10 protein-coding genes are annotated in these 13,354 nt (G+C 65.2%); all 10 read right to left on the bottom strand.

Features of this window, described 5'->3' with window-relative positions:
- Positions 1-136: 136 nt before the first annotated feature.
- Positions 137-1,231 (bottom strand): cytochrome-c peroxidase, encoded by a 1,095-nt coding sequence (locus tag AADX97_RS23390; RefSeq protein WP_374236216.1) that lies wholly within the window; start codon positions 1,229-1,231, stop codon positions 137-139.
- Between the two features lie 131 nt (positions 1,232-1,362).
- Positions 1,363-1,668, bottom strand: coding sequence for a succinate dehydrogenase assembly factor 2 (locus AADX97_RS23385; protein ID WP_374236217.1), 306 nt, complete (start codon positions 1,666-1,668; stop codon positions 1,363-1,365).
- Positions 1,669-1,708: 40 nt separating this feature from the next.
- Complete coding sequence (locus AADX97_RS23380) at positions 1,709-2,401, bottom strand: succinate dehydrogenase iron-sulfur subunit (protein WP_374236218.1); 693 nt, start codon at positions 2,399-2,401, stop codon at positions 1,709-1,711.
- A gap of 221 nt (positions 2,402-2,622) precedes the next feature.
- Positions 2,623-4,386 (bottom strand): succinate dehydrogenase flavoprotein subunit, encoded by a 1,764-nt coding sequence (gene sdhA / locus AADX97_RS23375; protein ID WP_374236219.1) that lies wholly within the window; start codon positions 4,384-4,386, stop codon positions 2,623-2,625.
- Positions 4,387-4,393: 7 nt separating this feature from the next.
- Positions 4,394-4,738, bottom strand: a complete 345-nt coding sequence (gene sdhD / locus AADX97_RS23370; protein ID WP_374236220.1) for a succinate dehydrogenase, hydrophobic membrane anchor protein — start codon at positions 4,736-4,738, stop codon at positions 4,394-4,396.
- Positions 4,735-5,109, bottom strand: a complete 375-nt coding sequence (sdhC, locus tag AADX97_RS23365; protein ID WP_374236221.1) for a succinate dehydrogenase, cytochrome b556 subunit — start codon at positions 5,107-5,109, stop codon at positions 4,735-4,737. Before sdhC ends, sdhD begins: the two co-directional genes overlap by 4 nt.
- Before the next feature lie 385 nt (positions 5,110-5,494).
- Positions 5,495-6,505, bottom strand: a complete 1,011-nt coding sequence (locus tag AADX97_RS23360; RefSeq protein ID WP_374236222.1) for a lysylphosphatidylglycerol synthase transmembrane domain-containing protein — start codon at positions 6,503-6,505, stop codon at positions 5,495-5,497.
- Positions 6,502-7,419 (bottom strand): lysophospholipid acyltransferase family protein, encoded by a 918-nt coding sequence (locus AADX97_RS23355; RefSeq protein ID WP_374236223.1) that lies wholly within the window; start codon positions 7,417-7,419, stop codon positions 6,502-6,504. Before AADX97_RS23355 ends, AADX97_RS23360 begins: the two co-directional genes overlap by 4 nt.
- Positions 7,416-11,459 carry a translocation/assembly module TamB domain-containing protein gene (locus AADX97_RS23350; protein ID WP_374236224.1) on the bottom strand — a complete coding sequence of 1,348 codons (4,044 nt, stop codon included), beginning with the start codon at positions 11,457-11,459 and terminating at the stop codon, positions 7,416-7,418. Before AADX97_RS23350 ends, AADX97_RS23355 begins: the two co-directional genes overlap by 4 nt.
- Positions 11,456-13,201, bottom strand: a complete 1,746-nt coding sequence (locus tag AADX97_RS23345) for an autotransporter assembly complex family protein (RefSeq protein ID WP_374236225.1) — start codon at positions 13,199-13,201, stop codon at positions 11,456-11,458. Before AADX97_RS23345 ends, AADX97_RS23350 begins: the two co-directional genes overlap by 4 nt.
- Positions 13,202-13,354 lie beyond the last annotated feature (153 nt).

Below are 13,354 nucleotides of genomic sequence, written 5' to 3'. Positions count from 1 at the left end.
GCGACAACCTGTCGTTGTCGTTGTCGTTCTCAATTACGATTACGACAACGACAACGACAGCGACAACGACAACGACAATGACTACGATTAAATTCGGTGTTCAACTTATTCCTGACACGTTACGAACCCGGTCAGATCATGGAATCTCGGGCATGTCCCAGGTCTCGCGGCTCGTGAGCGCGCGCAGGAAGGCACCGAGCTGGAAGATCTCGTCGTCGGTCAGACCGCGATCGACCAGCAGCTCGGACTTGTTCGGATCCGGATTGCCGCCGGAGGCCATATAGCGGATCGCCAGCTCGAGCGTGGGCGCACTGCCGTCGTGGAAGTAGGGTGAGCTCAAGGCCACGGAGCGCAGCGAGGGCGTTTTGAATGCGCCGCGGTCCGCCTCGTTCTTGGTGACGTTGAAGCGTCCCGGGTCGGGGGTTTCCTTTCCATGCTCCAGGCCGATGTTGTAGAAGGTGCTGTTGCCGTAATAGGGCGGGGCGTGACAGGCCACGCATCCGGCCTTGCCGACGAAGAGCGCCTGTCCGGCGATCGCGTCCGGCGTGACTGCCCCTGTCTGGCCCATCTCGTAGCGGTCCCAGGGCGAATCGTCGCTGTTCTTGGTACGCAGATAGGCGGCCAGCGCCTTGACGATCGTCTCCGGTGTGGCCGCGCCGCCGAAGACGGTCTCGAACTGGACGGCGTATCCGGGTACCGCCTGAATGAGCGGCGCGACCTGCTCCGGATCGGCGTTGATCTGGGCCTTCCAAGCCGCCAGCACCTGCCCCTCGAGGCTGGTCGCACGGCCGTCCCAATACCAGGCCGTCTGATAACCCGTGTTGTACAGTGACGGGGTATGCCGCGTATTCAGCTCCCCGTTGTCCTTCGGCGAGAGTGTCCGCCCGTCGGTCCAGCCGAGATGGCGGTAGTGACAGCCCTGGCACGCCATCGTGCCGCTACCCGACAGACGCGGATCGACGAACAATTGTTTCCCGAGTGCAATCTTCTCGGGTGTCGCGGGATTGTCGTCCGGATGGAGCATCGGGGGCAAGGCGGAGGGTCGAACCGGCGCGAGGGCGATTGCGGGAGCGGCTCCGGCCGCAATCACGGGCGAGTCGGCCTCGGATGCCGCGATCGGTGGCTGTACAGGCGCGGGACTCGACTCGACGGCCTGGTTTCTGCGGTCGTACAGGATCCACAGGGACGCGGCCACAATCAGCCCGGCGATGGGATAGCGGATATCGATCATGCGTTATCTCCTCCAGTAATGGTCGGCCTTGCACGCGGCTCTTGACCCGTCGAGCGAGATGATACCGGGTCGAACCCTCGGACCCGAGTTGTCGCGGCGTTCACGAGCGAGGAGATGATGCGATCGATAGCCTACCCCTGCAAGTCGGATGACCCGCTGCGCCGCTCACGCACGACACCGACGATGTGCCGCACCAGATCGCGCAGCTCGGTATCCGGCGGTTCTGCGCGGGACATGAACCAATCGCTGAGCCGCTGATCCTGCTCGCCGAGCAGGCGCACGAAGGCGAGGCGTTCGGCCGGACTCAACTCTCGGTAGCCGAGATCGAGGAAGCGATCCAAGAGATGATCGAGTTCCAGCATGCCGCGTCGGCATTGCCAGCGCAACCGTCGGATCTCAAGCTCCGTGTCCGCAGCCGCCCGGGAGGCATCGGTCACGGCCGCGGTCTCGGATGTCGATTCAGTCGTCACCGGATCGCTAGACACCCTTGTCGAGCATCAGATCTTTGATCTTGCCGATGGCCCGAGTGGGATTGAGTCCCTTCGGGCAGACCTCGACACAGTTCATGATGCTGTGGCAGCGGAAGAGCTTGTAGGGACCGTCGAGCGCGTCGAGCCGCTCCTCGGTCGCCTGGTCACGGCTGTCTGCGAGGAAACGCCAGGATTGCAGCAAGGCCGCGGGACCGTGGAACTTTTCCGGATTCCACCAGAAAGAGGGGCAAGCGGTCGAGCAGCAACCGCAGAGGATGCACTCGTAGAGTCCGTCGAGCTTATCGCGATCCTCGGGCGACTGGAGGATCTCCTGTTCCGGGAGCGGATCCTTACGCACCAGATAGGGTTTGACGGCGCGATATTGCTCGTAGAACTGGGTCATGTCGACGACCAGATCGCGGATCACCGGTCGGCCCGGGAAGGGGCGGACCTGGATCGGCTCCTTCAACTCGCTGATGGGCGAGATGCAGGCGAGCACGTTGCGGCCGTTGACGTTGACCCCGTCCGAGCCGCAGACGCCTTCGCCGCAGGAGTGGCGAAAACTGAAGCTCTCGTCCTGCTTTTTCACTTCGAGCAAGGCATCGCGCAGCATCATGCCTTGGAAGGTCTTGACCTCGTACTCCTGCATCCGGGGCTTGCTGTCGGTGTCCGGATTGTAGCGGTAGACGCTGATCTTCATAACGCACCTGAATTCGTTGTTGTGATGCCGAAGCGAGCGCTCAGCGGCACCGCGCCGTCAGCGTAGGCTGGATCAGCAAGGCGGCGCATCCACCAAGCCGCGCGGATGACGGAAAGGCCGATGGTGTAGCTGCGCCCGCCGGCGCACAAACCACCCGGTTGCCCCCGATAACGCGCCCGATGACGCATCCGTCCTGAACCCTGAACCCCGACCCCTGAACCCTAATAAACCCGCTCTTTCGGCGGAAACGACTCGACCGTCAAAGGCTTGGTCCGCACCGGTTTGTAGTCCATGCGGTCGCCGTCCCGGTAGTAGAGGCTGTGCTTGAGCCAGGTCTGGTCGTCGCGAGCGGGATAGTCGGGCCGCGAGTGGGCGCCTCGGCTCTCTTGGCGGTACAGCGCGGAGACCGCGATCGACAGACCGACATCCATCATGTTCTCCAGCTCCAACGCCTCGATCCGCGCGGTGTTGAAGACCTTGGACTGGTCGGTCAGACGCACCTCGGGGAGACGCTCACGCAGCTCGCAGAGCTTGTTGTAGCCCTCGGTCATAATCTCCTCGGTCCGGAAGACGCCGGCGTGGTCTTCCATGCACTTGCGGAAATCGGCGCGCAGCTGCTGGACCGTGGGGCCGTCGCCCGTTTGCTCCCAGCGCATCAGACGACCCACCGCCTGCTCCAGGCTTGCGGAGTCGACGGTACGTTGGTAGGGGTTTTCGCGGACATACTCGATGATGTCCTTGCCCGCCAATCGACCGAACACCAGGATGTCGAGCAGCGAGTTGCCGCCCAATCGATTCGCGCCGTGCACCGAGGCACAGGCGCACTCCCCGGCCGCGTAGAGTCCGACCACGACCTCCTCGGAGCCGTGACCCGCCGGCATGGCGACCCGACCGAAGCGGTCGGTCGGGATACCGCCCATCGCATAGTGTGCGGTCGGAAAGACCGGGATCGGCTCGATGACCGGATCGCAGCCCGCGAAGATTTGGCTCGACTCGCGGATACCGGGGAGACGTTTGGAGATGACCGCCTCGCCGAGGTGGTCGAGCTTGAGCATCACATAGTCGCCGTTCTCGCCGCAGCCGCGGCCCTCCTTGACCTCGGTGACGATGGCGCGCGAGACCACGTCGCGGCTGGCCAGGTCTTTGGCGCGCGGGGCATAGCGCTCCATGAAGCGCTCGCCGTCCTTGTTGATGAGATAACCGCCCTCCCCGCGCGTGCCCTCGGTGATCAGCATCCCTTTGCCGGCGATACCGGTCGGGTGGAACTGGAAGAACTCCATGTCCATCAAAGGGATACCTGCACGCAAGGCCATTGCAGCGCCGTCGCCGGTGTTGATGTGCGCGTTCGAGGTCGTGCGGAAGACCTGACCCCAGCCGCCGGTGGCGAGCAGGGTGGCCTTGGATTCGATCAGGAGCGGCTCGCCGGTCTCGATCTCGAGCACCAGTGCGCCGCAGATCACCCCCTCGGAATCACGCACCAGATCGATGGCGAAGAACTCGTCGAAGAAATGGGTGCGCGCACGGATGTTCTGCTGATAGAGGGTGTGCAGGATGGCATGACCGGTGCGGTCGGCCGCCGCGCAGGTGCGCGCCGCCTGCTCGCCGCCGAAGTTCTGGCTCTGGCCGCCGAAGGCGCGCTGGTAGATCTTGCCGTCGTCGAGACGCGAGAAGGGCACGCCCGCGTGCTCCAGCTCATAGACCGTGGGGATGGCCTCGCGACACATGAACTCGATGGCGTCCTGGTCACCGAGATAGTCAGAACCCTTGACGGTATCGAACATGTGCCAGTGCCAGGAATCCGGCAAGACGTTGGCGAGCGCGGCGTTGACCCCGCCTTGGGCGGCGACCGTGTGCGAGCGGGTCGGAAAGACCTTGGAGACGACGGCGACGCGCAGATCCGCGCCGGCCAACTGGAGCGCGGCGTTCAGGCCCGCGCCGCCGGCACCGATGATGAGTGCGTCGAAATGACGTGTCGGAATTCCCATGCCCGGATTACCCCTGCAGACCAGCGGTGATGATGGCCTTGAAGGCCCAGAGGCCCGAGGCAATGAAGACAAAGGCAAAGAGGGTCAGCAGAGCGATCCGCAGGCCGAGCACATGGATATAGTCGATCAGGACGTCGCGGATGCCGACCCAGGCGTGGGCCAGCAGGAGTGGCACGAGGAGCACGAGACCCAGCGCGACGACCGGATGGGCGACCCAAACCACCAAGGCGGCATGGTCGGTCGGTGCGTCGAAGGCAAATTTGAGCAAGAGATAGGGCAGGACGATCGCCAGATAGACCGACGTGGCGCGCTGAATGACCCAGGCCATGAGACCGGATGCTTGTCGGCTCATAACGCCAGCCCTCCACCGATAACCAGCACGACGATCGCCGCGATCAGCGCCGTCCAAGAGCTCCGTCGGGCTGCCGGGCGGTCCAGCCCGAGACCCAAATCGAGCAGCAGATAGCGGATCCCGGCAAAGAGGTGATGCAGCAGGCTCCAGGCCAACACCAGCAGGATCAGCTTCACCAGCCAGAAATCCAGGATTCCGGCGACCTGCGCGAACCCCGCAGGTCCCGAGAGCGCCTGGTGGAAGAGGATGGCCGCGAGTGGGATGGTGAGGACCATGATGACGCCGCTGATGCGATGAAGGATCGAAACGACACCCGGAATCGGCAGCTTGATCCGCCACAGATCCAGGAATACCGGTCTTGTTGTTTGCATTCGTTAACCTTTGGTGATGCGCTTAAACCGCGTCCAGAGCGACATGCGTCGTTTTCATGTTGTAATCGGCCTTGGGGATTTCCCGACCTTGGTGGAGACGCGGTTTAAAATTTTATATTTCTCAAAACCTTAAACAGCTACGGCTCCGACAATCGTCGAGTCCGCCGAGGCCGATCCCATCCAAAAACATCACAGACCGCGCCGGGCGCGGTTTAGGACCGGGCCACCTCTGGCCCGGCCGTTTCGACACCTGGAGTTGCCGGACATTTCGACGCGCCCGGACGGATCGCCCCGGCAATCGTCATCGACGTCCGCCGCATCCCGGCGAGAGGTTCCACGGCACTCCGATATCGGTTCGTTATTGTGCACTGCAACAGGGGGCGATTCAATCTTGAGGATCGCTATGGGTCTTGCCCGACGTCTTCGGCAACAGCAAGGCGAAACCACCCAGGACCAAGGTCGCTCCGAGCAGAAAGAGATGGAGATTGACCGCGCCGGCCAACGCCAGTTTCGGGTCCACGCCCAAGGGCGCAAGGGCCGCCACCACCGCCAACTCGTAGCTCCCGCTGCCGGCGATGCCGTGGAAGGGCAGCACGCTCGAGAGCTCTGCCCCCATCACACCCGTGAGCAGACGCCAGAACTCGACCGGCAGGAAGTGCTCGAGCAGCACCGCGAAGGCCGTGAACTTGAGGGTCCAGGTCAGTGCCGTCCAGAGATAGACGCGGGCGATGATCCGGGGCTGCGCGGGGGCGGCGCCCAGAACACGCCTGACCAATCGGATCAGCCTCGCCGCGAAACCGCGCCCGGATGCTCCGTTCGATGCATTCACAAGGCCCCGCAGCGGCAGAAAGAGCAAGAGCCCGCCGAGCCAGGCCAGCCCCGTCCACCACCAGATCGGCGACGGATCACGCAAGTACAGGATCAGGATGCCGATCAAGGCCAGAAAATGCAGATCCAGGATCCGGATCCAGAGCAAGGCCGCCGCGGCGTCGAGAAACCCGTGACCGAAATAACGCCGCATCAGCCAAGGAAAGACCATCTCCCCGGCACGCATCGGCAAGAGGTTGTTCGCCGTGTTGTGCAGCATGCTCAGACGCAGGACGGTCGGGAAGCAGCCGCGAAACCGAGACCCGAAATAGTCGTAAACCCGCACCGCCCGCAGCACGTAGCTGAGCGCGGTCAGGCCGAAGAGGGCGAGCACGAGCAGCGGGGACAGCGTGCGCCAGGGCACGAGGAGCGGCCCCCACCCGACCGTCCATTCAACCGCGATCACCAGCGCCGCCAGAAGCGCGCCGCCGATCGCCCAGTCACGCGGGCGACCGAAGCGCAGGGCACCGCCCTCGCCCGCCTCCCGAACGCCATTGCCGCCGGATTCCCTGTCCGGACCGAGCCTCATCGCCGACGCCGCTTGAGCGGATAGATGGGCGCCTCGCCGGGCGGTCGGGTCTTGAAGCGGCGGTGTACCCAGAAATACTGCTCGGGCATGGTCTGGATGCGCGCCTCGATGACCTGATTCATACGCAGGGTGTCGGCCGTACGATCCCCGCTCGGAAAATCCTCCAGCGGCGGATCGAAGATCAGCTCCAAGCCGCTTCCCCACGGCAGAAACCGGGCGAAGGTCGGGATGACGACCGCGCCGGTCATGGCCGCGAAACGTCCGAGCATGGGCACGGTCGAGGCCGCGACCCCGCAGAAGGGCACGAAGAGGCCGCGCCGTCCGCCGTCCTGATCGGGCAGATAGAAGAAGGGCGTACCCTTCTTCATCTCGCGCACCAGGCCGCGCAGGTCGTCGTGGCGCTCGATGGAGACGCTGCCGAATTGCTGACGGGCACGCCGCACCTGCCGGTCGACCACCGGATTGCGGATGCGCTGGTACATGTAGACGCCCGAGTGGACCAGCGCGGTAAAGGCCGCACCGCCGAGCTCAAGACCGACGAAATGCGGCACCAGGACGATGATCGGGCGCCCTTCGGCGATACAGCGATCGATGCGCTCGCGATTGCGGATCTTCACCACGCGGGCCAGGCGCGCACGCGACGCACCCCAGCTCACGCCCTGGCAGAAGGCCGCCACACCCAGCCAGCCGAACTGCGCACGCAGGATGCGCTCGCGCTCGCGCGGGGTCGCCTGCGGCAGGCAGATCTCGAGGTTGCGCCGCCCGACCAGACGCCGCGATCCGGCGAGCAGATAGGTCAGGCGTCCCACGGCGGTGCCGAGCGCCCAGATCAGCGGAAAGGGCAATCGGCCGAGTCCGTAGACCAGACCGACGACGACCCAGCTGGGCCAATATTTCGGATGTGAGAGGCTCATCGCTCGAAGGTGTAGAAGAGATCGGCGCCCTGATTGCCGCCCGTTTCGGTCTGAATCTCGATGCGATCGGTCAGGTCGTAGCGCATCCGGACACCGCCGGATTCGTCACCGATGCCGCTCTCGTACTCCACGAAGATCTTCGGCGCGATGTAGGTCCCGACCGCGAGGCCGGGCTTCGCCGCATCGCCGCTCGCGCTCGGGGCGACGCCGGTCAGGAGGAATTTCGTGACCTCGGCCTGAGTCATCCCCGGATCCGTCTCCGAGAAGAAGGCGAGCTTGGGGTCGCGCAGCGTCCCGAGCACCTGGACACCGGCAACGGTCGCTCCTCCGTCACGCTCGGCTTGGATGACGAGACCGGGATTGCCGATCGGGCTGCTGGCATAAATCATTCGCCCCTGGACGATGTTCAGCGGCGCGCCGATCTCGGCGGCGATCCCGAACCCGGTCGTCAACCGATACTGACCGTCGATGATCTGCAACTGACCGCGACCCAACATGTCGCGCCCTGGCGCTTGCAGCAAGGCCAGCTCCCCGGCCAAGCGTCCGCGCACGCCGAAGGCGTCGATCGTGACCTGATCGCCGAGGATCAAACGCAGTTCGATGGCGAGCGGAAAGGCCGTCTCCTGCCCCCGATCCAAAAGGACGACGTCGCTCGACTGCGTCTTGACCCCGGCGGGGAGTGAACGGGGTCGAATCCGCGCCTCCGGAATCTTGATCTCGCCGCTCAGACGCGCTCCCTTGGAATTGGCCTCGAAATCGATGCCGGGAGAGACCAGAGCAAAATACTCGCGCGTATCGGCAACCTTGAGATTCGTTCCGGACGCGCGCGCTTGCGCTGCGAATCCGCCACCGCCCAGACGCGCATCGCCCGTGAGCTCGAGTCGGCCGCCTCCGACGTCCGCCGAGCCCTGCAGCTCCATCCGATCGACAGCGGCGGCGCCAACGGTGATGTTCAGGTTGGCCAGGTTGAGTCCGACCAGCGGGACCGAAAAGCCGACATCCCGAATCCGCGCCTCGCCCCGCAGCGCCGGTGCGCCGAGGCTGCCGCCCAGGCCCAGGTCAAGCTCAACGCCGCCGGTCAACCCGCTGATGTCGGGCAGCAGATTGGCGACCCGATCGAGTCCCCGGATCTCGCCGCGCAGCGTTCCGGCGAGCGGCTGACCAGGGCGCGCCGGGGCGTCGAGCCGCCACCCCGCGAGATCGAGCGTCCCCTCGACCCGACCGAGCCCTTCGAGCGGCAGACCGAGTCGGGCGGAGAGAGCGCGCGCGCCGGCATCTAGAACGAGACGCGTCCCCGAGAAATCGATGGTCTCGTTGCGGCCGCCGCCCATCAGCACCTGGATCGAGCCTTGCGGGATCTCGGCGGTCGCGCTGCCGCTCAGGACGTTGCCGGTCATCTCGAAGCGCCCCCTGATGCCGGCATTGCCGGTCGGAGCGAGATTACTCGGCATCACGGGCCCGAGGAGTGCAAAATCGGCCAGCGTGAAGTCCAGGCTCGCGACCGCTCGCTCGGCCGTGCTCCGCTCAAGCTCGGTACAGCCGCCGGAGCCGTTCGGCCCGCGGACGCAGAAGGGACCGAAGGCGATCTTGGGGCCGGCGATCGAGACCGGGCTCGGTTGCCGCAAGGCCCAGTTGCCGAAGGTCGCTGTGTCGAGATCCAGGCGCGCGACCCGCCCGCTGTAGGCGCCGTCGCTCGCGAGCCCGCCGGAGCCCTCAAAGGTCACCGAGAGGGGCTCGCCCTTGAGCAACAGCTCCAGACGGTGCTCCGGGATACGGCCCCCACCGCGCACTGAGAGTGTCTCCCAGGTCATGTCGCCGACGATCAGCCGCGTGCCGTCGAGCCGGATCTCGAAGGGATCTTCGGGAGACAACCCGAGATCCAGGGTTCCGGTCAGAGCGGCGATCCCCTGCCCTGCCCACTCGGCATCGCGCGCCGTGAGATCGAGCAGGACGCGCGGCGCCTCGCGCGGCCCCGAGACCGTGCCGCGTGCGGTCAGACTGCCGCGGGCCTCGGGCGCCAAGCTGGCAAGGTCGGAGGATTCCAGATCGAAGCTCACATCCAGCGTCGTGTCGATCTGTCCCGAGACCTGCACGGAGCTGGGACCGGATGCCGCGTTGAGGCCCTCGATCCGGATGGTCTCCCCGACCATGGTGATCGAACCGGAGGCGACGACGGGATAGCCGCGCAGGATGCCGTCGAACCGCTCGATGGCGGCGACTAGGTTCGGCCCCGCCGGCTCTAGCGTTCCACGGCTAGTCAAGCGGCCACCGAGATTACCGGGCCACTCGGGGGCAAGGCTGCCGGGGTCTAGGCCCTCGGCATCCAAACCAGCCTCCCAGGTCACCGCGGGGTCCCAACCGACCGTGGCAAGACCGGTAATATGACCGTTCAGGGTCGCGAGCGTCAGGGTCTCGATCCGCGTCTCGCGACGGTCGCCCCGACCGCCGAGACGCAGCTGCGAGGGCGGCAGACCAGGGCCCACCGAGCGGGCGGCCAAATCGTACTCGAACCCGTCCAACCCGCCCGCGCTCGCGAGCTGAAACGAGAGCCGATCCTCGAGCCCCTCAACCAAGCCAACCGGATTCAGATCCTTGCCGCTCAGGCTCAGCGTCCAGCTCACGGCGGACGACCAGGCGACATCGCCCTCGCCGAGCAGCTCGCCGTCGAGCAGGGCGAGCTTCAGGGCATCGATGCGCGTTCCGGAATCCGAGCCGGTGCCGTTCAGATCCAAGGTCAAGGCCGGGATGTCCGGACCCTGCGCGGCGAGCGAGACGACATAGTCGAAGGCGTCGAAGGCCCCCGAGGCATCGAGTGTCCCGCGGGGCGACTCGGCCATCAGATCACCGCTCAAAGGCCAACGCAGACGCTCCCACCGGCCGGCCAGCGCGAAGCGACCGGGCCTCGCACCCGTATCGACCTGGCCGGTCAGGTTCAGCAAGGCATCGGAGACCTGCTCGGTCAGCGCGAGACTGCGGATCTCCAGGACCTGCTTGGCCCAGACGACATCCAGCACGGCGGCGAGATGTCCGAAATCAGGTAGCTGCGGGGCACGGGCATCGAGCTTTCCCGTGACCGACGCGGTGTCGAGATCGCCCTGGGTCTCCAGGCTCCCGGTCACCGTCACCTCGGGCAGATTGGACCCGAAGTCGGGCAGATCCGCGCCGAGAATCTCCAGCCGACCGTCCCAAGCGGGTTTGCCGAGCGGGTCGTCGACTCGCACGTCAAGATCCGCCCGCGCCGAGCCGCTCAAACGCTGCCGGACCTGCAGCGATGCCAGATCACCCGTGAGCCGAGCCGAGCCCTGCAGGGCGATCGCAGGGGCCTGCGTCATCTCCCAATCGAGGTCGAGATCCAGCGGATAGTCGCCGCTCAGCTCGACCCGGCCGAAGGCGCGTGCGGCGAGCCGCGGGGTCGGCAGCACGACCTCCAAGCGCGTGATGTCGAGCTCACTGCCCCGCAGGCTCGCGGACAGGATCGCATCCTCGATCACGAAAAAGGGCTCGGCCTCGCCGTGTTTGAAAAGGCGCAGCGGCACGACCTGCGCCTCATGCAGCTCGATGCGCAGCGGCAAGGCGAGGTGGGGCAGGACGAGCGGCTTGGGGTCTTCGGGACTCGGCGGCAACACCAGGTCCAGGTCGTGGATCCGCAGCACTTCGATCGGCAGGTCTCCACGAAGGGCAGCGACAGGCGACCAGTTCAGACCGATGCTGCCGGCACGCATCTCGAAGTCCGCAACCCGTATCGCGAGCCGATCGAGCGTCAACTGCCCCGTGATGCGCCCTTCGACACGCTCGACGCTCAGAACGCCGGGGGCCAAGTCTTGTACCAAAGCGATCGCGAAACGCAGTCCGGTCTGGGTCCCAAGCAGCAGCCCCAGCATCAGAACCAACACGACCGTAAAGGACACGATCAGCCCGAGCATCAGGCGCAGCGGCCGGACACGTCGACGCCGCCGAGTCTGCGTAGGGGCTACCGCCGGCGGCTCGGCAGGCGCGGGTCCATCGCGAGGCGGTGTCGCAAACGTGTCGGTCTCACTCATAGATCGGGCCCGATGACGAAGACGAGGCGTGCCGGGGGCCAGCCGTCGCCGATCTCGTAGTCATCCTGGGTGAAGGGCAAGGCGAGATCCACACGCACCTGGCCGATGGGCGAGGCCCAGCGCACGCCGAAGCCGACGCTCTGCTGAAATTTGTTCTCGTAGTCGGGGTCGAAGGCGTTTCCGAAATCGGTGAAGACGGCCGCACTCCAGGGGCCCCGGATGGTGCGCTCGAGCTCAAGGCTACCGACCCCGAGATAGCGCCCGCCGACAGTGTCGTCGTTGAAGGGCTCGGTCGGTCCCAGTGTGTCGAAACCCCAACCGCGGAGGGTGTTGTCGCCGCCGGTGAAGAAACGGCGACTCGCCGGAAGCTCGGTCAAGTCTTCCGCCAGGGTCGCGCCCAGATCGGCTCGGGTGATGAAGCGGTACTTCTCCGCGAAGCCGTGGATCCACTTGAGCTGCAAGGCAGCGCTCAGGTACGAGGCATTCGAGATCACGCCCTCGACCGCCCCTAAAAGACCGTAGCGGATCCGGTATCCCCGCTTGGTGTTGATCGGGTCGTCCGCGACGGTCTTCGACCAGGAAATGTTCGGCGCCAGCTCGGAGGAAATCCCGGTCTGGATATCGCTGATCTCGTAATCCTCGTAGGTGTAGTCGATGCCGACGGTGCGGCGCCAATTGCTCGGCCTGAGTGTGGAGTGCGCGACCTGAACCGAATTGAGCCAGCCCTTCTGCGTGGTGATGTTGGACCAGGTCGACTGGGGCTTGATGATGATGTAGTCGCGCGTCGGATCCTGAATCGGGATCCGGTAGTCGAAGCTCCATTGCGAGAGCACGGGCGAGAGCTGCAGCTCGGTTCGAAAATTGTGCCCCCATTGATTGACGTAGCGACGACGCCAATCCGCGCTCACCCGCGGACCCGTATCGGTCGTGAAGCCCGCACCGATACGGAATTTGTCCCGCTTGTTGCGGGTTGCGACGACATCGATCGGTACCAGCGTCCCGTCGTCAGCCTCATCCTTTCGGGGCACAATCTCGACGTCGCTGAAATACTCGGTGCCGAGCAATCGCCCTTGAAGCGCCAAGAGGAGGTCGGGGTTGTATACGACGCCGGGCTCGAAGTTCAGGTAGGAGCGCAGAAACTTATCGTTCAGAAGATCCTGCTTGAAGGTGACGTTGCCCAGGTAGTAGCGCGGCCCGGTGTTCAGGTGGAATTCAACGATCGCCTCGTAGGCGACCAGATCGATCAAGACCCGATGGCGCTCGAGGCTGTAGTCCAGATAGCCGCCCGTAGACGCGCGTGCGCGCAGATCGGATTTCGCCGCTTCGTATTTGGAATGAAGGAGCACCTCGCCGACCTGCATCGGAAACGCCTTCGGAAAGGCCGGGTCATCGGCACCCTCGCCCGTGATGGCGAAGTCGACTCGGCCGATCTTCACTGCAGGTCCGGGAACCACGGCATAGGTTGCAACCCAGGTTCCGTTCGGGTCCGATGGCACATCGAGTCGATCGGTGACCTCGACCTGATAAAGACCGAAGGGCGCCAAGGCATCGCGGATCTGATCGGCTGCCAGCCGATGCAGGGCCTCGGCACGCGCCGGGGTCAGGTCGGCGTCGGCTCGCTCCTGATAGATGGAGAGCAACGCCAAGACATTGGACTCCTGCTCGCCGGCAAGGCCCGTCACCTTGACGTCGAGCTTCATGGCAAACGCATTGCCTGCCGCCAGAATCAGGGCAACCAGCAAGAGCCACGCGCCGGATCCCGCACGCACAACCGCGGGCCGAGCTGCATCGCTCGACTGCGCCGTCCGAGCTCGTCGCGCTCGACCCACATTCGCCCCCTCGTCCATCGACAAAAGCAACCCGTCACGACCTCCGCGCAGCCACGAATCGAGACC

The organism is Thiocapsa sp. C2-2m (genome assembly GCF_041903745.1).
Taxonomy (GTDB): domain Bacteria; phylum Pseudomonadota; class Gammaproteobacteria; order Chromatiales; family Chromatiaceae; genus Thiocapsa; species Thiocapsa roseilacustris.
This window is presented reverse-complemented; position numbering and strand designations above follow the sequence as displayed.

Coding starts and splice junctions, on each gene's coding strand:
- AADX97_RS23390 (WP_374236216.1), bottom strand. CDS start 1,231: ATGATCGATATCCGCTATCCCATCGCCGGGCTGATTGTGGCCGCGTCC.
- AADX97_RS23355 (WP_374236223.1), bottom strand. CDS start 7,419: ATGAGCCTCTCACATCCGAAATATTGGCCCAGCTGGGTCGTCGTCGGT.
- sdhA (WP_374236219.1), bottom strand. CDS start 4,386: ATGGGAATTCCGACACGTCATTTCGACGCACTCATCATCGGTGCCGGC.
- sdhC (WP_374236221.1), bottom strand. CDS start 5,109: ATGCAAACAACAAGACCGGTATTCCTGGATCTGTGGCGGATCAAGCTG.
- AADX97_RS23360 (WP_374236222.1), bottom strand. CDS start 6,505: ATGAGGCTCGGTCCGGACAGGGAATCCGGCGGCAATGGCGTTCGGGAG.
- sdhD (WP_374236220.1), bottom strand. CDS start 4,738: ATGAGCCGACAAGCATCCGGTCTCATGGCCTGGGTCATTCAGCGCGCC.
- AADX97_RS23380 (WP_374236218.1), bottom strand. CDS start 2,401: ATGAAGATCAGCGTCTACCGCTACAATCCGGACACCGACAGCAAGCCC.
- AADX97_RS23350 (WP_374236224.1), bottom strand. CDS start 11,459: ATGAGTGAGACCGACACGTTTGCGACACCGCCTCGCGATGGACCCGCG.